This is a genomic window from Pseudomonadales bacterium (genome assembly GCA_041395665.1).
Classification (GTDB): Bacteria; Pseudomonadota; Gammaproteobacteria; order Pseudomonadales; family UBA7239; genus UBA7239.
The window spans coordinates 111,384-131,111 of record JAWLAB010000003.1; the positions used below are offsets into that span (position 1 = coordinate 111,384).

19 protein-coding genes and 1 pseudogene are annotated in these 19,728 nt (G+C 48.7%); 12 read left to right on the plus strand and 8 right to left on the minus strand.

From position 1 onward, the window contains the following. Positions 1 to 27: 27 nt before the first annotated feature. The 3 genes from serS to miaE are packed head-to-tail and all read left to right on the plus strand — an operon-like array spanning position 28 to position 2,403. On the plus strand, positions 28 to 1,311 hold the full coding sequence (serS, locus tag R3E63_05175; protein MEZ5539343.1) for a serine--tRNA ligase: 1,284 nt from the start codon (positions 28 to 30) through the stop codon (positions 1,309 to 1,311). A gap of 3 nt (positions 1,312 to 1,314) precedes the next feature. Further along, positions 1,315 to 1,767 (plus strand): DUF1289 domain-containing protein, encoded by a 453-nt coding sequence (locus R3E63_05180; GenBank protein MEZ5539344.1) that lies wholly within the window; start codon positions 1,315 to 1,317, stop codon positions 1,765 to 1,767. 18 nt (positions 1,768 to 1,785) lie between these two features. Next, positions 1,786 to 2,403, plus strand: coding sequence for a tRNA isopentenyl-2-thiomethyl-A-37 hydroxylase MiaE (gene miaE / locus R3E63_05185; GenBank protein ID MEZ5539345.1), 618 nt, complete (start codon positions 1,786 to 1,788; stop codon positions 2,401 to 2,403). Here miaE and R3E63_05190 read toward each other — a convergent pair. After that, entirely contained in the window at positions 2,393 to 3,409 is a 1,017-nt protein-coding gene (locus tag R3E63_05190) for an SGNH/GDSL hydrolase family protein (protein MEZ5539346.1), read from the minus strand. The two genes, miaE and R3E63_05190, sit on opposite strands and share 11 nt — an antisense overlap. Positions 3,410 to 3,528: 119 nt before the next feature. On the opposite strand from R3E63_05190, the gene fadB reads away from it, so the two are divergent. The 3 genes from fadB to R3E63_05205 are packed head-to-tail and all read left to right on the plus strand — an operon-like array spanning position 3,529 to position 8,187. Beyond that, a complete protein-coding gene (gene fadB / locus R3E63_05195; GenBank protein ID MEZ5539347.1) occupies positions 3,529 to 5,679 on the plus strand; it encodes a fatty acid oxidation complex subunit alpha FadB in 2,151 nt (716 codons plus the stop codon). Between the two features lie 15 nt (positions 5,680 to 5,694). Then, on the plus strand, positions 5,695 to 6,897 hold the full coding sequence (gene fadA, locus R3E63_05200) for an acetyl-CoA C-acyltransferase FadA (protein ID MEZ5539348.1): 1,203 nt from the start codon (positions 5,695 to 5,697) through the stop codon (positions 6,895 to 6,897). A gap of 6 nt (positions 6,898 to 6,903) precedes the next feature. Beyond that, positions 6,904 to 8,187 (plus strand): hypothetical protein, encoded by a 1,284-nt coding sequence (locus R3E63_05205; protein ID MEZ5539349.1) that lies wholly within the window; start codon positions 6,904 to 6,906, stop codon positions 8,185 to 8,187. Between the two features lie 19 nt (positions 8,188 to 8,206). On the opposite strand, the gene R3E63_05210 is transcribed toward R3E63_05205, so the two are convergent. From R3E63_05210 to R3E63_05240, 7 genes are read right to left on the minus strand one after another with little or no spacing between them, the layout of a single operon-like run. Then, a complete protein-coding gene (locus R3E63_05210) occupies positions 8,207 to 8,521 on the minus strand; it encodes a TusE/DsrC/DsvC family sulfur relay protein (GenBank protein ID MEZ5539350.1) in 315 nt (104 codons plus the stop codon). Then, positions 8,518 to 8,817, minus strand: a complete 300-nt coding sequence (tusB, locus tag R3E63_05215; GenBank protein MEZ5539351.1) for a sulfurtransferase complex subunit TusB — start codon at positions 8,815 to 8,817, stop codon at positions 8,518 to 8,520. Before tusB ends, R3E63_05210 begins: the two co-directional genes overlap by 4 nt. Then, the gene (gene tusC / locus R3E63_05220) at positions 8,814 to 9,182 is read right to left on the minus strand and encodes a sulfurtransferase complex subunit TusC (protein ID MEZ5539352.1); all 369 of its coding nucleotides are present in this window, start codon (positions 9,180 to 9,182) and stop codon (positions 8,814 to 8,816) included. Before tusC ends, tusB begins: the two co-directional genes overlap by 4 nt. 4 nt (positions 9,183 to 9,186) lie before the next feature. Continuing rightward, the gene (gene tusD / locus R3E63_05225; GenBank protein ID MEZ5539353.1) at positions 9,187 to 9,576 is read right to left on the minus strand and encodes a sulfurtransferase complex subunit TusD; all 390 of its coding nucleotides are present in this window, start codon (positions 9,574 to 9,576) and stop codon (positions 9,187 to 9,189) included. A 2-nt stretch (positions 9,577 to 9,578) separates the two neighbouring features. Then, positions 9,579 to 10,202: a high frequency lysogenization protein HflD gene (gene hflD / locus R3E63_05230; protein ID MEZ5539354.1), complete on the minus strand. Its 624-nt coding sequence runs from the start codon at positions 10,200 to 10,202 to the stop codon at positions 9,579 to 9,581. Further along, positions 10,199 to 11,299 carry a tRNA 2-thiouridine(34) synthase MnmA gene (gene mnmA, locus R3E63_05235; protein ID MEZ5539355.1) on the minus strand — a complete coding sequence of 367 codons (1,101 nt, stop codon included), beginning with the start codon at positions 11,297 to 11,299 and terminating at the stop codon, positions 10,199 to 10,201. Before mnmA ends, hflD begins: the two co-directional genes overlap by 4 nt. Positions 11,300 to 11,340: 41 nt before the next feature. Continuing rightward, positions 11,341 to 11,796, minus strand: a complete 456-nt coding sequence (locus R3E63_05240; protein MEZ5539356.1) for an NUDIX hydrolase — start codon at positions 11,794 to 11,796, stop codon at positions 11,341 to 11,343. A 90-nt stretch (positions 11,797 to 11,886) separates the two neighbouring features. On the opposite strand from R3E63_05240, the gene R3E63_05245 reads away from it, so the two are divergent. The 6 genes and pseudogenes from R3E63_05245 (at position 11,887) to gorA (ending at position 19,723) form a co-directional block, all read left to right on the plus strand. After that, the gene (locus R3E63_05245; protein ID MEZ5539357.1) at positions 11,887 to 12,567 is read left to right on the plus strand and encodes a lipopolysaccharide kinase InaA family protein; all 681 of its coding nucleotides are present in this window, start codon (positions 11,887 to 11,889) and stop codon (positions 12,565 to 12,567) included. Positions 12,568 to 12,587: 20 nt separating this feature from the next. Then, positions 12,588 to 13,259 (plus strand): response regulator transcription factor, encoded by a 672-nt coding sequence (locus R3E63_05250; GenBank protein MEZ5539358.1) that lies wholly within the window; start codon positions 12,588 to 12,590, stop codon positions 13,257 to 13,259. Between the two features lie 29 nt (positions 13,260 to 13,288). Beyond that, a complete protein-coding gene (locus R3E63_05255) occupies positions 13,289 to 14,587 on the plus strand; it encodes a HAMP domain-containing sensor histidine kinase (GenBank protein ID MEZ5539359.1) in 1,299 nt (432 codons plus the stop codon). Positions 14,588 to 14,698: 111 nt separating this feature from the next. Then, positions 14,699 to 17,311, plus strand: a pseudogene (gene topA / locus R3E63_05260) (type I DNA topoisomerase). A 104-nt stretch (positions 17,312 to 17,415) separates the two neighbouring features. Next, the gene (locus R3E63_05265; protein MEZ5539360.1) at positions 17,416 to 18,363 is read left to right on the plus strand and encodes an NAD(P)-dependent oxidoreductase; all 948 of its coding nucleotides are present in this window, start codon (positions 17,416 to 17,418) and stop codon (positions 18,361 to 18,363) included. Beyond that, positions 18,353 to 19,723, plus strand: coding sequence for a glutathione-disulfide reductase (gene gorA / locus R3E63_05270; protein ID MEZ5539361.1), 1,371 nt, complete (start codon positions 18,353 to 18,355; stop codon positions 19,721 to 19,723). The genes R3E63_05265 and gorA overlap by 11 nt, the downstream gene beginning before the upstream one ends. Positions 19,724 to 19,728 lie beyond the last annotated feature (5 nt).

The following is a 19,728-nucleotide window of genomic DNA, read 5'->3' on the forward strand; positions in this document are numbered from 1 at the left end:
TTTTGATATTTTTTCTGAGAGATAGTTATGTTGGATTCACGATTACTGCGTACTGAAATGGCTGCCGTAGTGGCGGCATTAACGAAGCGCAACGGTTACGCTTTGGACGCCTCAGTTTTTGAGAGTTTAGAAAATCGCAGAAAAACGCTGCAAACAAACTCAGAAAACCTACAAGCAGAAAAAAATGAGTTGTCCAAGAGCATTGGTAAAGCCAAAGCGTCAGGCGAAGATGTCAACGCTTTGATGGCGAAAGTGAATGGCATGGGTGATGAATTAAACGCCATGCAAGCTGAGTTAAAGCAAGTACAAACGGAGTTAGAAAACTTTCTGTTGCTAGTGCCCAACATGCCGGACGATAGTGTGCCAGCGGGCAAAGACGAGAATGACAATGTTGAAGTGAGAAAGTGGGGAGCGCCTAAGTCGTTCGCTTACACGGCGCGCGATCATGTGGATTTGGGTGAATCTTTGGGAATGCTGGACTTTGAAGGAGCGGCAAAAATTACCGGATCGCGTTTTGTGGTGATGAAGAATGGTCTAGCGCGTTTACATCGCGCTTTGATTCAATTTATGTTGGATACACACACGCAGCAGCACGGCTATCAAGAAGTTTATGCGCCTTACATGGTCAATGCGGATTCTTTGCGCGGCACAGGTCAGTTACCAAAGTTTGAAGAAGATTTGTTCAAGCTGTCTGGCGAACAAAATTACTATTTGATTCCTACGGCAGAAGTACCTGTCACGAATATCGTGCGCGACAGTATTTTGGAAGATAAAGAATTGCCGCTGAAATTGGTGTGCCATACACCCTGTTTTCGCAGCGAGGCAGGCAGTTACGGTCGCGATACGCGCGGCATGATTCGTCAGCATCAATTTGAAAAAGTAGAGCTAGTACAAATGGTGCGCCCGCAAGATTCCATGGCTGCGCTAGAAAGTTTAACGAGAGATGCGGAAAAGATTTTGCAGCTGCTGGAATTGCCTTATCGCACGATTACGCTGTGTGGCGGTGATATGGGTTTCTCCAGCGCGAAAACTTACGACATCGAAGTGTGGTTGCCAGCACAAAACACTTACCGTGAAATTTCATCGTGCAGTAATTTCAAAGATTTCCAAGCGCGCCGTTTGCAAGCGCGTTGGCGCAATCCGGAAACCAAAAAACCAGAATTGCTGCACACACTGAATGGTTCGGGTTTGGCGGTGGGCCGCACACTGGTGGCCTTGATTGAGAATTTTCAAAACGAAAATGGCTCGATCACTGTGCCAGAAGTATTGCGTCCGTACTTGGGCGGCTTGACTGCTATCAGCAAAGACTAGTTGATGACCCATGCGCCTGTTAAAACGCCTTGTATTGGCGTGTGTTCAACCGGCATAGGCGACACGGTCTGCCGAGGGTGCAAGCGTTTCTCGCACGAAGTCATTGCGTGGAATGCTTACTCGCAAGCTGAACGACGCGCCGTTTTGCAGCGCATTGATCAGCTATTGGAAATGATTGTTGCGCGTTGGTTGATTGTTGAAGATAAGGAAGTATTGCGTCATCAGCTACAAATGCAACAAATCGGGTTTGATCCTGCGCGTGCACCAGCCAGCTGGGTAGTTGAGTTGTTAAAGGCAGGCTCTAGTCAGATTGATGAACCTGGGCAATATGGTTTAACGCTTTCTCAACAGGCGCAGGGGACGTCTCTGCGTGAGTTGCGCGATCTCATCGAAAAAGAATTTTATGAATTGTCTTGCGCGCACTATGAGCGCTATTTCAAACACGCGGCTTTGTAATTTTAAAATGTAATTGTTATGGCCACAGTTGATATCACTCCCATTACAGATTTTTTGCATTGTCGAACACCGCAGGCGTGGATTGATCGCGCGTTATGCGAACAGGAATTGTTGCTGATTGATCACGCCAATTGTGAAAAGAAAGCAGCTTCCACGGCGCTTGGTTTAATGTATCGCCATACGGATCAATATGAGTTGTTGCAGAAGTTGTCGCGCTTGGCGCGAGAGGAGCTGCGTCATTTTGAGCAAGTGGCTGCCATCATGAAAAAGCGCGGCATAGCCTATGTCACGACCACTGCATCGCGTTATGCAGCGAGTTTGCATGAGCATGTGCATAAACGAGACCCAGATAGGTTGGTCGATACGCTGATTCTCGGCGCGATTATTGAGGCGCGTTCATGTGAGCGATTTGCTGCGCTTGCGCCACACTTGGATGCTGCACTGCAAAAATTTTACCTCTCGCTATTGCAGTCAGAGTCGCGCCATTTTCAAGATTATTTGACGCTGGCGAGAAAAATAGCGACTGATGATATTGGTCAGCGTGTTGATTTCTTTCTGCAGCAAGAGCGACTGTTGATTGAGTCTCCGGATCCACATTTTCGTTTTCACAGTGGTGTGCCGCAGCTCACTGCTTAGGCGGCATAAAATCTTTTTCCAGCATTGCTGTAATTTTTTCTGCTGCAATAGCATGCCCGATAGCATTGGGATGCGTGTCGTCTTTTGGGTGAGGGCGCAATGACTCGTAAGGATGTGTGCTGAAGTCATTGAGCAAATCAATATGCGTGATGCCATTAGTTTGTAAAGTGCTATTTACCTGTTGATGTATATCTCGCATGGGGTAATTGTTGAAATCAAGCAGCAATGGGAAAACGACGGTGGCAAACTTTGCGCCATCTTCCTGAGTCATTGTTTTTAAATCGCCCAGAGCCTGTGTCGTTGCATTCCATAAGTTTGGGTTAGCATAGATGCTTTGGTAATTATTTTTCTGATCAAATCGTTGAGTAATACTTTTCCATTGCAAAAAAATCCAAGCGCCTAATTGTGAGTGTTTAGCGAGTGTTTGGAAGGATGATGCTTGCTGTTTTGCACTGCCGACACTTTTCACGACAAAAGCCGATGGAATGGGGTCATTCAAAACATAGGCGAGCAACACAATGTCTGGCTTGTATTCATGCACGCGTGTTTTGTAGAGCTCTAATTCAGCGACAGTGCTGTATCCGTTAACGGCGAAATTTAATACTTCTGCAGGATAGCCATCAGCATTGAGTTGTTTTTCCACTAAACGCGCAAAGGTTTGTTCTAAAGGCACGCTGTAGCCGTAAGCAACGGAATCACCGAGGATGGCGATGCGTGTCACACCAGTTGTTTTATGTGCTGGAAAGTCAGCACCGCGAAAGCCTGCACTGTTGATATTTGGGTCTTTGCGATCGAACTCCATGAATAACACAGGGTTGCTACTGCGGATAAGTTTTGCATTGAAGCGTTTGTTAGGCGTATCGCCTTTATCCATGGTTTTTTGGTTAAAAACAGAGAGATAGCCGAAAGATTGCAGCGCGCGAATGCTGTACTCAGCAAAGATGGCTGTGAACAGCAGGGATAAGAGTGTAATGCTGAGATTGATAAGAAAAGAGCGCACAGTCATCAATGCTAATAAAGGCGTATTCCGCTAGACTGTAACAGTGTTTCTGGCGTGTGAAAACCTGCGAATGCTTGAGCGTCACGCGCCACATCTTGTATCGCGCCCTGAAAGAGGAACAGAACATGATTTACCAAGGCAACGCCATCAAAGTATCACAGCAGGCGGACGGCTTCGCCGAGTTGCAGTTTGATTTAACCGGCGAATCCATCAATAAATTTAATGTCGCCACTTTGGATGAGCTGGCTGCTGCACTGGCTGCTCTGCGCAAAGCCTCAGGTGTAAAGGGCTTGGTGCTGACCAGTGCCAAATCCGTGTTTATTGTGGGTGCCGATATCACCGAATTTAACGGGGTGTTTTCGCGCGGTAACGAAGCCATTGCTGCGTATCTGTCTCGCGCCAATGATATTTTCAGCGAATTGGAATCGCTGCCATTTCCCACAGTGGTTGCAATCAATGGCTACGCCTTGGGCGGTGGCTGGGAAGTGTGTTTGGCTTGCGATTTTCGTGTGATGAGTGATGCGGCGCGCGTGGGTTTGCCAGAAACAAAACTCGGCATCATTCCTGGTTTCGGCGGCACAGTGCGTCTGCCGCGTGTGTTGGGCGTTGATCATGCGATTGAATGGATTGCCGGAGGCGCGGAACAAAAACCTGCGCATGCACTGGAAGTGGGTGCAGTGGATGCCGTTGTGTCTGCGGATATTTTGCGCGATGCTGCGTTTGATTTGTGCGCACAAGCTGCGACCGGAACATTTAATTACGCCGAGCGTCGCCAAGAAAAAAACAGCGCGCTGCCTTTGAGCGATCTCGAATTGATGATGGCATTCACCACCGGTAAAGCGGTGGTTGCTGCGCAAGCGGGCAAAAACTTTCCGGCGCCGATGGCGGCGGTGAATGCGATGGAAAAAGCGGCAAGAATGTCGCGTGATGAAGCAGTCAAAGTAGAAACGGATGCGTTTCTTAGTGTGGCGCTCACGCCGCAAGCACAAGCATTGATCGGTATTTTTCTGAATGATCAAGCATTGGCTAAAACAGCCAAGACTTGGGAGAAGAAAGCATCTAAACCGGTTACACATGCAGCCGTTCTCGGTGCGGGCATCATGGGTGGCGGCATCGCGTATCAATCAGCCTACAAAGGTGTGCCGGTGGTGATGAAAGATATTGCACAACACGGCATCGATTTGGGTTTGGCAGAAGCGAATAAATTGCTGACCAAACAAGTCGAAAAAGGACGCATGAAACCTGCGGTGATGGGCGATACTTTGAATCGCATTGTACCGACTTTGTCTTACGAGCCTGTGAAGCAAGTGGATATCGTGGTTGAAGCAGTCGTTGAAAATGTCAAAGTCAAACAATCGGTTTTGTCGGAAGTAGAAAAATATTTGGACGATGATGCGATTGTTGCTTCCAATACCTCCACGATTTCAATTTCTTTGTTAGCAGAAAGTTTGCAGCGCCCACAAAACTTTTGCGGCATGCACTTTTTTAATCCTGTGCATGCCATGCCCTTGGTAGAAGTGATTCGCGGTAAGAAAACATCGGATGATGCGGTGGCGCGCACGGTGGCTTACGCCAATACCATGGGCAAAAAAGCGATCGTAGTGAATGATTGCCCTGGCTTTTTGGTCAACCGTGTACTGTTTCCTTATTTCGCAGGTTTTGTGCAGTTGGTCAAAGATGGCGCGGATTTTCAACAGATTGATAGCGTGATGGAAAAATGGGGCTGGCCGATGGGCCCTGCTTTCTTGTGCGATGTGGTGGGTATTGATACCTGTGTTCACGCAGCGCATGTGTTGGCGGATGGTTTTCCTGATCGTATGAAGCCTAACTTCAAAACAGCGCTGGAAATCATGTATGACAACAAACGCCTCGGTCAAAAAAATGGCGTCGGTTTTTACAATCACGAAAAAGATAAAAAAGGTAAGCCGGTAAAAGTGGCAAAAGAAGAAGTGTATGCACTGTTAGCGCCGGAAGTGGCGGAGCGAAAAGTGTTTTCTGATGAAGAAATTATCGCGCGCATGATGGTGCCTATGTGTACGGAAATGGCGCGCTGCTTGGATGAGAAAATTGTAGAGAGTGCGGTCGAAGCCGATATGGCATTGATCTACGGTTTAGGCTTCCCTGTATTTCGCGGCGGCGTTTGCCGTTGGATGGATGCAATTGGCATGCAGGCATTTGTTGAAATGGCGGATCGTTATTCTGCGCTGGGTAAATTGTATGAACCGACAGTCAGTCAGCGCGCCATGGCAGCCAATCAACAAAAATATTTTGCGTAATAGGAGATTCGTATTATGACTTCAGTAAAAGCTGGCAGTGCATTGAATCCTCGTGATGCAGTGATTGTTGATTTTGCGCGCACGCCGATGGCGCGTTCTAAAGATGGTTCGTTTCGTTTTCGTCGCGGCGACAATATTTCTGCCGAATTGGTGAATAAATTATTGGATCGCAATCCACAATTAGATCCTGCGACCATCGACGATGTGATTTGGGGTTGCGTCAATCAAACCAAAGAACAGGGGTGGAATGTGGGGCGTATGATCAGTATGGTCACGCGTATTCCGTTTACGGTGCCTGCGCAAACCATCAACCGATTGTGCGGTTCATCTATGTCGGCTCTGCATATTGCTGCAAGCAATATTCAAAGTGGCTACGGCGATATTTTTCTCATCGGTGGTGTTGAACACATGGGGCATGTGCCGATGGATTACGGTTTAGAGCCGAATCCGCAAGCCAGTAAAAAATTAGCAAAAGCGGCAGGCATGATGGGTTTGACGGCAGAGTATCTTGCCATTCTTCACAATATTTCCCGTGAGCAACAAGATGCGTTTGCTGTGCGTTCGCATGCGCGCGCGAATGCAGCGAGAGAATCGGGTAATTTTGATAAAGAAATTATCGCCATCGAAGGGCATGACGGGCGCGGTGCAAAAATTTTGCTGACGCAAGATGAAACCATTCGTCCAGACACCACGATGGAATCGCTAGCAAAATTAAAACCAGCGTTTAATCCAAAAGGCGGTACGGTCACAGCGGCGACGGCTTCGCAAATCACTGATGGCGCATCAACCATGTTGGTAATGTCGGCAGAAAAAGCGCAGCAATTGGGTTTGAAACCGCGTGCGCGTATTTTGAGTATGGCCGTTGCCGGTGTGGACCCTTCCATCATGGGTTACGGCCCTGTGCCTGCAACGGAGCGCGCACTCAAGCAAGCCGGTTTGACCATCAACGATATGGAATACATTGAATTGAACGAGGCATTCGCTGCGCAATCGCTGGCCGTGTTGAAAGGCTTGGGTTTGTCCGAGTCTTTTGATAGCAAAGTGAATGTGAATGGTGGTGCGATTGCCTTGGGGCATCCGCTGGGCTGCTCCGGTTCACGCATTACCGGCACTTTGTTGAATATGTTGGAGCAGCGCAATGCCACAATCGGTTTAGCGACCATGTGTATCGGTTTGGGGCAGGGTATTTCTACCATCATTGAGCGTCTGCCGCGCTAAATTTTCATGCAAAAACCATCAATAAAAACACTGGCACTGTCGTTTGTTCAGGATTACCTGCCCAATAAGCCAGTGTTGGCATTGATGGCTGCTTGTGAGTTTTCCGATCAGGATAATTTGCAGCGCGCATGTGTCACGGATCAGTGTGATGCGTTGCAGGCTTTGCTTGCACAAGAAAAAACTTTAGAAGACATTGCGTCGGCATTGCAGATTGCTGTTTTAGATTTTTCGCGCCCGTTACATTTGCAGCCCGTTTTTATTCCTAAACCTTGGGGTCAGGAAATTTGGTATACGGGAATTGAGGAACGCGGCGTTGCGTCGGTGGTCAGTGCAAGCGGCTCAACACCGCTGTCTTGGTTGCTGGCTTTGTCGCGCCAGAGTGTGTTGGGGAATCAAGAACAGATTAATTTATTGAAAATTCTTGATCCATTACCCGACGAGGTCTTTGGCGATTTGTATTTTGAATTGCATGAAAAAAAACGCGAAGTGTATATCGTCACGCATGTGGATAAAAAAGCGTGGCCGGATGGCGTAGGTGCAATTCGTTACGGTTTTTCTGCAGAAAAACGCCAACTGTATTCCAGTGACGATGCGTTTTTGGCAGCGTATAAGCAGTCTGTGAGTGAGTACGCAAAAATTCGTCGAGAAATAGATGCTCAGTTAGATGTCATGCGTGAACGAGATGGCATTGCCTTGAATGCGCCTGTGAGCGCAGGGCAACTACAGTCATGGCTTGCGCAGATTTCTGTAGAGATGCAAATACAAGAAGCTACTCTGCGTAAAACAATGGAGAGTTTTACCGCCTTGCGCAACTTGCGAGAGGGCGATGTATTGGCTGTCCCCTTGCGCACGCCGCATGCCTTGCAACACGGTGTGCGCACGGTCGAGTTTCAAACGCCCGTTTACGAAAGAAAAATTCTCTCTTTTGCGCAGAAAGTGTTGACCCAAGCACATTGGGATACTGATGCAGCATTACAAATTGCTCAGCTAGAAACACCGCCCGATCAGTCTTTTCCTTTGTTATTGGATAAAGACGGTGTGCTGTTAGAGCAAATTGTTCAGTTTGAAGATTTTATCGTGCAGCGTTTAGTGCTTGCTGCGCATGCTGAGTATCGCTGTGAAACAGCAGGCAGTTATGTCTTAGCGATGACCGTAGTGGGTAGTGTGGATTGCGCTGGATCTGTATTGAGCGCTGAGAAAGCGTGTTTGATTCCAGCTTGTTTGGACAGTGTGTTATTAAAAAATGCATCTTCTAACGCGGCGACAGTTCTGTTGGCACGACCGCTATAAATCGAAGAATAAAAAAAAATTAAATACAGTTATCAGGTTTTGGCAAACCAGCAATTTTAGCCGCGAGTTTTGCTGGGCTTCCTGGGAATAGCTGTAGAAGATAAATGCTGCTCGATTTTTCTGCACCTAGCGTGGCTTTTAGATATTTGCAGAGCGGGCGCATCGCCGGTGAAAGTCCAAATTGCTGATAAAAGCTTCGCAGTGCGTGAATCACTTCCCAGTGTGCGGTGGTGAGAGCGATGTTTGATTGTTCAGCCAGTGTATTGGCAACGGCTTCATTCCAATCAGCTAGATTCAGTAAATAGCCTTCTTCATCGCAAGCGGGCGCACTCATACAAACCAGCTAATCACTTTTTTATGCTGGCAGCTCATAGCAACAAAATCATCATCAGTGGCTTTTTGTGCTTTATCGCTATGCGAATGCAGGCCGCGTGCTTGCGCGTCTCTTTCCAAATAAAACAGGCTGACTTTGGCTTGTGATGCAGCTTGCAGAAAGTGGTTGTCTGTGAGGTTGTAAACCCCGTTTTCAATCAGCAGAATGCTGTCGCCTTGTGCAGTGCTGCGCAGCAAGCGAGCAATAAGGTCAGTGTTTTCTCGTGCAGAAACATTCAAGGTGTGCAGTGAATTCATAGCGCCACCACACAGTCTGCGTGCTGGAATATTGCTGGGATCTGCTCTGCCTGCAATGGCGTTACTGTGATGGACAGCTGCTGCGCTGTGAGTTGTCGTTCATCTAAAGATTGTTGATCGACATAAACAGAATGGATGTTGTAATACTCCAGAGCGTGCAAAAGTTTCTCGATGTTTTTTCTGTCGATGAGTTCGCTGTGTTGATCTGGTAGTAGCGACCAAACGCCATCACCACTAAAAAGTAGTTGCACATTTTGTTCAAATGCTGCGGCTGCCAATGCTGCATCCAGTGTTTCTTGCGTAGCGGTGCTGCCATAGGGTGAGCGCTGCAACACAAAGAGAATGGTTTTTTGTGATGGCTGCATGGCTCTACCCAAAAGTAATCAGGCGATCGCTATTGATGATGGCGTCGGTCAGCAAGCCTAAGCCGCCAATGGGGATTTGTGCCGAGGCATTGCTTCCTATTTTCTTCCAGCGTTGACTCTCTTTTTCGTCAACGATGCCGCGCTTGAGCGCAGCAGAAACGCAAGTTGTCGCGTCGATATTGTGTGCAAGGCAAAACTGCTGCCACGCTTCTGGAATATTGCGTTCATCCTGCGGTGCAATGGCATAAGTATTGGCGTTTTGTACGCCGTCACGAAAAAAGAAAATGCGGTAAATGGAATGCCCACTGTTTAGCGCAGCTGTAGCAAAGCGTAGCGCAGTTGCAGGCGCTTCGCTGTTGCTGGCAGATGCGGTAATGAGCAGTGCAAATTTCACGCTTACGCCTCAAGCAGTGCCAGTGTGGCGTTATAAATCGCTTTTCGACGAAAAATAAAATCCAAACGCGAGCCACCTAGTTGTCGCCACAAAATAGCGGAGCGCACGCCGCTGAGCAGCGCAGTGCGAATTTGATTGGCGATACTGTCTTGCTTTAATAAATCGGGTTTGCCGTTGACTTGCACGCGAAAATTAAAAGTGCTGAGCGTGTCGGAATACAAACCGGCAATGCTGGAATACACTTGGCTGCTCACTTCATTGCCTTGCAGTTCAATCTGTCTTTGCACTTGTTGCAGCCTGCCGCGCAGTGTGGAGAGCATGTTTTCATCGCGCATTAACTGTTTTTGTAGGTGCAACATACTGGCACAGTAGCGCAGCGTTTCTGCATTACTGTTGGTGTCGCGCTCAAAGGCTTCACGCACCGTTTTTAATCCGAGTGTGAGATGCTGGCGATCAATAAAAATGCTTTCTGTGTCATCTGCATCGAGTTTCAAAATACTGTGTACCGCGCATTGCATGGCTTGAGCATCTGCGCTGCCGTTACGCGCTAATTGGCTCACCAGTGCAGCAGCTTGTGCGATGCCGGCCAGAGCCAGTGTTTGATTCATAACCAGTGTGTTGCTCATGCGTACTCCGAAGTAAGTTTTTTCTCGATGATGCCGCCGCCCAAGCAAATATCACCGTCGTAAAAAACAATGGACTGTCCTGGCGTGATCGCACGTTGTGCTTCTGTAAAATCAACACGCGCATTGCCGTTAGTTAGCTGTGTGAAGCTACAGGCTTGATCTTGCTGACGATAGCGAATTTTGCAATGTAGTGAGGTGGATGGTGAAGGCGCTGCGCCGCCAATCCAATGCAGTTGTGAACATTCCAACGCAGGTGCATACAGGGCAGGGTGTTCACCTTGCGCAACAATTAGCGTATTGGTTGCAAGATTTTTATCCACCACATACCAAGGTTCTTCTGGTGTGTCTTTCACGCCGCCTATGCCTAAACCTTGGCGTTGACCGATGGTGTAATACATCAAGCCCGTGTGTTTGCCGATTATTTTGTTATCGACCGTTTGAATATCACCCGGTTGCGCGGGCAGATATTGTTCAAGAAAGTCTTTGAAGCGCCGCTCACCGATAAAACAAATGCCGGTGGAATCTTTTTTCTTGGCGGTAGCAAGGCCATGTTGTTCGGCGAGTTGTCGCACAGCAGTTTTTTCAAGATTACCAATCGGAAATAAAGTTTTTGCTAATGCGGCTTCTGTGATGGCGTGCAGAAAATAGCTTTGATCTTTGGCAGGATCGAAGCCTTTGAGTAATTGTGTGCGCTGGTTTTCCGTTTTAGTGCGGCAGTAGTGCCCAGTGGCAATTTTATCTGCGCCTAACAGTTGCGCGTAATCCAAAAACACTTTGAATTTGATTTCGCGATTGCAGAGGATGTCTGGATTGGGTGTGCGTCCTGCGCGATATTCTTCGAGAAAATGTTCAAACACATTGTCCCAGTATTCGTTGGCAAAATTGGCGGTATGTAGATGAATGCCTAACTTATCGGCAACGGCTTGTGCATCGGCGAGGTCCGCTTTGGCGGTGCAGTATTCGCTGCCGTCGTCCTCATCCCAGTTCTTCATGAACAAGCCTTCCACAGCGTAGCCCTGCTGTTGCAGTAGGAGTGCCGTGACGGAGGAATCAACACCGCCGGACATACCGACGATGACTTTGGTGGATGTATTCATCCCGCTATTCTAAAGGAGAGCGCTACACCCGCCAAAAGTGCCTAGCTGTGATGGTAGAGCGCGGAAAGTGGCAGGCGGATGCCGCTGCGGTAGTCGTCGATCACTTGTTTCACTAGCGGGCTGCGCAATTCGGCGTTGGCTTCTTTCGCTAGCAGGGTTTCGTAATCCATCCACACCGCATTTTCTATGCCTTCATCCAACGCGGTCGCGAGAAATTCAGTGGTTTGGCCGGTAAAGGCGACGCGCACATAGGTAATGCCATTAGATGAGGCGGTGTAGGTGTACAGGCCTAGCCAGCTATCAATAGTCACTGCCCAAGCCGTTTCCTCGCGTGTTTCGCGTATGGCGGCATCGAGTAGCGTTTCGCCTTCGTCCCAGTGCCCCGCAGGCTGGTTGTAGACCATGCGTTGCAGAAATTTGTCCCACTCATGCACGAGCAGATACTTGCCATCTTGCTCAATAACGGTGGCGACAGTGACATGCGGTGCCCATTCCATCTGTGATCTCTACTTCTGTGTAAGGTGTGGGTTGATTTTAGATGATGTCGCTATAATCGCTGCGCGTGGTGAATTAGGAAAGATACAGCGGTGAGTAATGTTTCAGAAATGGCGTTGCCGATGAGTTTTGATGATTGGTGGCGCGTGCGTGGTGAATCGGTTGAGCCTGCCAATGTGCGGCGCGATGGTGAGAGTGGCGTTGAGCGCATTACTACGCCGTCGTTGGGTATGTTGTATATCAAACGCCAGCGTAATCATTTGTTTCGTAGCTTGCGCTATCCATTTGGTTTACCAACGGTGATGCGGGAAAAATTTGCGACAGACGCTCTGCAGAAGCTTGGCATCAAAACACCTGAAATTGTGTTTGCTGAAGCGCGTAAAGTGGATGGCGATTGGCAGGCTATTTTAGTGACCAAAGCGCTGGATGGTTATGTCGATTTAGAGGCTTGGTATCGTGTGGGTGGCAAAGAGCGCATCGGCGAGACGCAACATCAAAAGCTCTTGCAGAAATTGGGTCGTGTGCTGGGTGTGATGCACGGTAAACAGTGGCAGCACACTTGTTTATATCCAAAACACATTTTTTTGACAGCCGGTAGTGTAGAAAGCACACCTGAAGTAGCGTTATTGGATTTGGAAAAAGCGCGCCGCAAGTGCATCAAGGGTCATGCGGCGCGGCGTGATCTTGATCAGCTGTATCGTCACAGTCGCAAACTGTGGAGTGAGCAGGAATGGCAAGTTTTGTTGAGTGGTCACAATAGCGCAAATATGTGAAAAAAATATTGAGGTGATGTGTGCGCATTTTATTGGTTGAAGATAATCGCGATATTCTGGCCAACTTGGCTGATTATTTGGAGTTAAAAGGTTACACCGTCGATTGTGCGCAAGATGGCATGACGGGCTTGCATCTAGCCGCTACAGAACCATTTGATCTCGCTGTTTTTGATGTGATGATGCCAGGTATGGATGGCTTTACGCTGTGCAAACGCTTGCGTGAAGCGCGCAACAATTTGCCTGTGATTATGTTGACAGCGCGCGACACACTGGATGATCGTTTAGAAGGTTTTTCTGCGGGAGCCGACGACTATTTGGTGAAGCCTTTTGAGTTGTCGGAACTGGCGGCGCGCATAGAAGCGGTGTTGCGCCGCACGCACGGTGCGAGTCGGTTGCTCGCTGTAGAGGATCTCTCGTTTGATTTGGATTCGCTGGAAGTGACGCGTGCGGGCAAGCACATAAAAATGCACCCGATCGGTTTGAAATTGTTGGAAGTGTTGATGCAACGCAGTCCATCCGTTGTGCGCCGCGAACAATTGGAAGCGGCTGTTTGGGGTGATGATTGCCCCGATAGCGATAGCTTGCGCAGCCATATCCATCAGTTGCGCCAATTGATTGATAAGCCGTTTGAGACTCCGTTATTGCACACCGTACACGGCATCGGCTTTCGCTTGTCTGCACAGAAAGACTAAGTTTCAAAACAATAAAAAGAGTTTTCGTTGTGCAGGGATTGAAAAAAAATCAAAAGTTATCGCGCCGCATTATGCTGGCTTTTGTATTGATGGCGGCAGTTATCAGTGCCTTATTTTCTGTCGGTATTGTCGTTGTCGTTCAGGTGGTTGAAAAACAATTACTGAGCAACACGCTGCACGATGATTTGACTTTGGCGATGGCGCGCTACAGCGAAGGGCGTGAATTAGGTTTGTTGCCAGGCTCTAACTTCTACCATGAAAAAATCAATCAAGCAGAAGATTACAGTACGCCGCCAGAGTGGTTGAAAGGATTGAGATCTGGGTTCCATGAAGTGTTTCGTGAAGGGCAGGCTTATCACGCCTTGGTGTATGAGCAGGGCGATGAAAAGTTTTTATTTTTGCGCGACCAAACTAATTTGGAAAGGCGAGAGCATGCTTTGTATCTCATTATTCTTGCCGGCTTTTTATTGAGTGTTGTTGCTGCATGGGTGTTGGGTTATTTTTTGGCGCGGCGCATCATGTCGCCGGTTATTTTATTGGCAACACAAGTACGCGGCCGTGAGAAAAAAGCGCCAGAAGAGCTGCCACTAGCTAATGATTTTGCCAATGATGAGGTAGGGCAGTTGGCAGCGGCGTTTGATGATGTATTAGAGAAAGTTCATCACGCTCTGCAACGCGAACGGTTTTTCACCAGCGATGTCAGTCACGAGTTGCGTACGCCATTGACGGTTATCACAACAGCATCTGAATTGCTGCAAGCATCGCCACAGCTCGGTGAGAAGCAAAAAAATCAGCTGGCGCGCATTCAGCGAGCGGCACAGGAAATGCGCGATTTGGTGCATACCTTTCTGCAGTTGGCGCGCAACCAATTGGAAGTGGACACCTCGGTCAGCCGTGTCACTTTGGGGGCGATGGCGCAGGAGCAGCAAGAGCAGTGGCAATCATTGGCGGATAACAAACAGTTGGCGCTATCGTTGATCATTGAATCTGCTCTTCCTGCTTCGCTAGAGGAGCAGCGTTTCAATACGGCGTTACTGCGAGCCGTGATGTCTAATCTGATACGCAATGCCGTGCATTACACCGATAGCGGCTTTGTGCGGATCGTTCTCACGCGAGAAGGTTTCCGAGTGGAGGATTCGGGCAAGACAATTGATGAAGGCAGCAAAGAAGCCATTTTTCAGCCCTTTGTGCGTGGCGCAGCGGCGCGCGGTGAAGGCTTGGGCTTGGGTTTGTCCTTGGTGCGGCGCATCTGCGAGCATCAGGGCTGGGATATCCGTTTGTATCCCTTGTTGGATGGCGGTAACTGCTTTGAAGTCCGCCTCTGCTGATCGTTTTTTGTACAAAAGTGTTTTTTAGCTTGACCAGCCTAGTCTTCCTTCTTATATAGTCGCACCCTCAATGGGTATCTCAGTCGCAGCGCGACACCAGCGTAGGCTTATATGGGCAAATCTCTCGTTATTGTGGAATCTCCGGCGAAGGCCAAGACCATCAACAAATATCTAGGCAACGACTTTGTGGTGAAGTCATCCATCGGTCATATCCGTGATTTACCGACAGGCGGCGGCAAAGAAGTTGATGCTAAGGCGCGCGCCGAGCAAGCGGCAAAAACACGCAAGATGTCGGCTGAAGAAAAAGCGGCGCATCGTGAACAAAAAGCACAAGCGCAGTTGGTCACGCGTATGGGTGTAGACCCTGAAAACGGTTGGAAAGCGCAGTACGAAATTCTGCCCGGCAAAGAAAAAGTGGTGGATGAATTGCGCAAGCTGGCAAAGCAAGCCGACACCATCTATCTCGCAACGGACTTGGATCGCGAAGGAGAGGCGATTGCTTGGCACTTGAGTGAAGCGATCGGTGGCGATAAAGACAAATACCGCCGTGTGGTGTTTAACGAAATCACCAAAAAAGCGATTCAAGAAGCGTTTGCACAACCCGGTCAATTGGATATCAATCGCGTCAACGCACAACAAGCGCGTCGTTTTTTAGATCGCGTGGTTGGCTTTATGGTGTCGCCGCTGTTGTGGGCGAAAGTGGCACGCGGCTTGTCAGCAGGGCGTGTGCAATCGGTGGCAGTGCGTTTGGTGGTGGAACGCGAGCGTGAAATTCGTGCGTTTGTGCCAGAGGAGTTTTGGCAAATTCACGCGGATTTGAATACGCCAGCGGGCAGCACCGTTGTTTTTGAAGTGATGAAGCAGGGCGATGCCAATTTTCGTCCAGTCAGCGAGCAGCAAGCGCAAGCGGCTGTGGCTGCGCTGCAAAAATCCAATTACCAAGTGGCTGCGCGTGAAGATAAGCCCACACAGTCCAAACCCTCTGCGCCGTTTATTACTTCTACGCTGCAACAAGCCGCTAGTTCGCGCTTAGGTTTTAGCGTGAAAAAAACCATGATGTTGGCGCAGCGCTTGTATGAAGCGGGCTACATCACTTATATGCGTACCGATTCGACCAATTTGTCGATGGATGCTGTGCACGCTTGTCGCGATTTTATCGGCAAGCAATACGGTGAAAAATATTTGCCGAGCAAACCAAATTTTTACGCCAGTAAATCGGGCGCGCAAGAAGCGCACGAAGCGATTCGTCCGTCTGATGTGCGTTTGCAGCCGAATAATTTATCCGGTGTGGAGCGCGATGCGGAAAGACTTTATACACTGATTTGGCAGCAATTTGTGGCGTGTCAGATGATGCCTGCGCAATACACCAGCACGCGTGTTGATGTAAAAGCGGGTGAGTTTGAATTGCGTGCGCGCGGCCGTGTGATGTTGTTTGATGGCTACACCAAAGTGTTGCCGCAGATGAATAAAAAAGACGGTGAGGAAGACAACATCCTGCCAGATATGAAAGTGGGCGACAGTTTGACGTTGAAAAAACTGGATCCTACGCAGCATTTCACCAGCCCGCCTGCGCGATTCACCGAAGCGAGTTTGGTGAAAGAGTTGGAAAAACGCGGTATTGGTCGCCCATCCACTTATGCTGCCATTATTTCGACGATTCAAGATCGCGGCTATGTAAAACTGGAAAAACGTCGTCTGTTCGCTGAAAAAATGGGCGACATCGTGACAGAACGGTTAACCGAATCTTTCAGTGATTTGATGGATTACAGCTTTACTGCGAACTTGGAAGAGTCGCTGGACGATGTGGCGGAAGGGCATAAAGGTTGGACCGCTGTGCTCGATAATTTCTATGGCGATTTTCGTCAAAAATTGGCGCGCGCACACGGTGATAAGGACGGTATGCGCGCCAACGATCCCACAGAAACCGATATTAAATGTCCAACTTGTAGTCGCAATATGCAGATCCGTACCGGCAGCACAGGCGTATTTCTCGGCTGCTCAGGCTACGCATTGCCACCAAAAGAGCGTTGTAAATCGACGATTAATTTGGTGACGGGTGATGAAATTGCCGAAGACGATGATGCCGAAGTGCAACAGTTGCGTCACAAACATCGCTGCAAAAAATGTAATGCGGCGATGGATGCCTATTTGCTGGATGAAAAACGAAAATTGCATATTTGTGGCAATAATCCTGATTGTGATGGCTACGAGATTGAAGCGGGTCAATTCAAATTAAAAGGCTATGACGGCCCGCTGTTGGAGTGCGACAAGTGCGGCTCCGATATGCAGTTGAAAACAGGTCGCTTCGGCAAATATTTTGGCTGTACCAATAGCGCCTGTAAAAATACGCGTAAATTACTGCGCAACGGCGAAGCCGCTCCACCAAAAATGGATGTGGTGAAAATGGAAGAGTTGCGCTGCTTAAAAGTGGATGATTTTTATTTGCTGCGCGATGGTGCGTCTGGTCTGTTCTTGGCAGCGAGCCAGTTTCCTAAGTACCGCGAGACGCGCGCGCCTTTGGTCTCGGAATTGATTCCACATCGCGATGAAATTGACCCGAAATACGAATTTTTATTTTCTGCGCCGCAGAAAGATCCAGAGGGCAATCCTGCCATTGTGCGCTTTAGCCGCAAAAGCAAAGAGCAGTATGTGCAGAGCGAAATTGATGGCAAGCCGACAGGGTGGCGCGCGGTTTATGTCAACGGTCGCTGGGTGGAAAGTCGCGGAGCGGGCGATGATGACAGTGCTCCACGCAGAAAAACATCAACCCAAAAAACAGCTGCAAAAAAAACGGTAGCGCGCAAAAAATAATCACCCCGCGAGGCCTTATGCAAACCTTGCCAGTATTTTTGAATATCCAAGGCAAACGCTGTTTGTTGGTAGGTAGTGGTGAAGTCGCTGCGCGCAAACGACGCTTGTTGGAAAAAGCACAGGCACATATTGTTGCGATTACTGAATCGCAATTTTTGGAAGCGTGTTTAGATGGTGTGATGCTGGTAGTCGCCGCTAGTGCAGACGAGGCTTTGAATCAGCGCGTTTTTGAAGCCGCCCAAGCGCGGCAAATTCCCGTCAATGTGGTTGATACGCCAGCATTGTGTACTTTTATTTTTCCTTCGATTGTCGAACGCGGTGTCATTACCGTTGCGGTGACGAGCAATGGCCATGCGCCCGTGTTGGCGCGGCTGTTGCGTGCGCGAATCGAAGCGTTGCTGCCAGCCTCTTTAGGTGATTTAGCTTTGCAAGTGAGCACCTTGCGTAAACAAGTGTTTACAAAAATTACCGATGCTAAACAGCGCATGCGTTTTTGGAATCACAGTTTACAGCGCTATTTAGTGGATGCCGGTGGCGATGATTGCGCGCAACTCTCAGAAAGTATCGCGGAGCAGCTGCACTATTTTGAACAACATCAGTACGCGCAAGGTCGTGTGGCGGTGGTGGGTAGTGGCACAGGTGATCCTGATTTATTGACCTTCAAAGCGCTGCGCTATTTGCAATCTTGCGATTGCGTAGTGTCTGCCGCAGGTGTCAATGCGGTAATCAGCCAGTTGGCGCGTCGTGATGCATACCAGATCAATTTGCAAACGAGTGACGATGTTTTTACTGTGTTGCGTGATGGTGTGCAGCGAGGTGAATCTATCGTTTATTTGGTGCCTGGTGATCCTTTGTCATTGCGCGAAATGTCAGGCTTGTTGATGCGCTTACAGGCAGTCAATATAGCTTTTGAAGTTGTACCTGGTGTAATTGATCAAAATGGGGCACAGTTCGATGCAACATGATTACGATTTGTTAGTGATTGGTGGTGGTTCTGGCGGTGTGCGCGCAGCGAGAATGTCGGCGGCCACAGGAAAACGCGTTGCGTTGGTCGAAAAGCAATACCTCGGCGGCACTTGCGTCAATGTCGGTTGTATCCCTAAAAAATTATTTCACTACGCCGCGCAATTGCCTACACAAACGCATGAAGCCATTGGTTTTGGTTGGTCAGAAGTAAAACCATCGCATGATTGGTCTGTTCTCACGCGCAATGTCGCCGCTGAAGTGCAAAGACTCAACGGTATCTACAAAAATATGCTGCAGAACGCAGGCGTGGAATTGTTTGAAGGCGTGGCGCAATTGTTCGACGCGCATCATGTGACTGTCGGTGATAAGAAAATATCAGCAGAAAGAATTTTATTGGCAACGGGCGGTTATCCGTGGAAGCCAGATATTGCGGGTATCGAACACGCGATTACTTCCGATGACTTTTTTTCGCTGCCCCATCGTCCTGAGCGTACCATTGTTGTCGGTGGCGGTTATATCGCGGTGGAGTTAGCGGGTATTTTGCATGCGATGGGCAGTCAAACGACTTTGTTGCATCGCGGCGACAAAGTATTAAAAAACTTTGATGCGGATATCAGCCATTTCTTGCAGCAAGAAATGGAAAAGCAAGGTATGGCGTTTCAATGGAATGACAACATCGTATCCATTGAAAAAATAGCAGATGAATTACAAGTGCATTGCAGCAGCGGCTCTGTACTCAAAACGGATTGCGTGTTGTTTGCCACCGGTAGAAAGCCGGCAACTGCACAGCTCGGTTTAGAGGCGGTCGCTATTCAGTGTTCACGATCAGGGCATGTTGTTGTGGATGAACACTTTGCTACTAGTGTGCCTTCTATTTTTGCCGTGGGTGATTTGGTTGGGCACAAAGAGTTAACGCCGGTCGCCACAGCGGAAGCGATGTGGCTGGTGGATTACTGGTTTGGCAGCCGAATGCGAGAGCGCATTGATTATTCTCTGGTGCCGAGTGCAGTATTTTCATCACCAGAAGTCGCTTCTGTGGGGATAACGCAGCAGGAAGCAGAATCGCGTTACGGCGTGCATGATGTCGAAATTTTCCGCACCGATTTTCGTCCGTTAAAACATACCGTCAGCGGCAGCAGCGAGCGCATGATGATGAAGTTGATTGTGCAGCGTTCAACGGGTCGTGTGTTGGGCGTGCACATGGTGGGCGCAGAAGCAGGCGAGGTGATGCAAGGGTTTGCAGTGGCTTTACAAGTAGGAGCTACAAAAAAGCAATTCGATGCGACGATTGGTATTCATCCAACCGCAGCAGAAGAGTTTGTGACTTTGCGAACGCCTCTGCCGCGTGCATCCCATTAAAAAAT

What these genes read in the sequence shown, in the direction of transcription:
- serS (MEZ5539343.1), top strand. Translation starts at nt 28, where the DNA reads ATGTTGGATTCACGATTACTGCGTACTGAAATGGCTGCCGTAGTGGCG.
- R3E63_05180 (MEZ5539344.1), top strand. Translation starts at nt 1,315, where the DNA reads ATGACCCATGCGCCTGTTAAAACGCCTTGTATTGGCGTGTGTTCAACC.
- miaE (MEZ5539345.1), top strand. Translation starts at nt 1,786, where the DNA reads ATGGCCACAGTTGATATCACTCCCATTACAGATTTTTTGCATTGTCGA.
- R3E63_05190 (MEZ5539346.1), bottom strand. Translation starts at nt 3,409, where the DNA reads ATGACTGTGCGCTCTTTTCTTATCAATCTCAGCATTACACTCTTATCC.
- fadB (MEZ5539347.1), top strand. Translation starts at nt 3,529, where the DNA reads ATGATTTACCAAGGCAACGCCATCAAAGTATCACAGCAGGCGGACGGC.
- fadA (MEZ5539348.1), top strand. Translation starts at nt 5,695, where the DNA reads ATGACTTCAGTAAAAGCTGGCAGTGCATTGAATCCTCGTGATGCAGTG.
- R3E63_05205 (MEZ5539349.1), top strand. Translation starts at nt 6,904, where the DNA reads ATGCAAAAACCATCAATAAAAACACTGGCACTGTCGTTTGTTCAGGAT.
- R3E63_05210 (MEZ5539350.1), bottom strand. Translation starts at nt 8,521, where the DNA reads ATGAGTGCGCCCGCTTGCGATGAAGAAGGCTATTTACTGAATCTAGCT.
- tusB (MEZ5539351.1), bottom strand. Translation starts at nt 8,817, where the DNA reads ATGAATTCACTGCACACCTTGAATGTTTCTGCACGAGAAAACACTGAC.
- tusC (MEZ5539352.1), bottom strand. Translation starts at nt 9,182, where the DNA reads ATGCAGCCATCACAAAAAACCATTCTCTTTGTGTTGCAGCGCTCACCC.
- hflD (MEZ5539354.1), bottom strand. Translation starts at nt 10,202, where the DNA reads ATGAGCAACACACTGGTTATGAATCAAACACTGGCTCTGGCCGGCATC.
- mnmA (MEZ5539355.1), bottom strand. Translation starts at nt 11,299, where the DNA reads ATGAATACATCCACCAAAGTCATCGTCGGTATGTCCGGCGGTGTTGAT.
- R3E63_05240 (MEZ5539356.1), bottom strand. Translation starts at nt 11,796, where the DNA reads ATGGAATGGGCACCGCATGTCACTGTCGCCACCGTTATTGAGCAAGAT.
- R3E63_05265 (MEZ5539360.1), top strand. Translation starts at nt 17,416, where the DNA reads ATGCAAACCTTGCCAGTATTTTTGAATATCCAAGGCAAACGCTGTTTG.
- gorA (MEZ5539361.1), top strand. Translation starts at nt 18,353, where the DNA reads ATGCAACATGATTACGATTTGTTAGTGATTGGTGGTGGTTCTGGCGGT.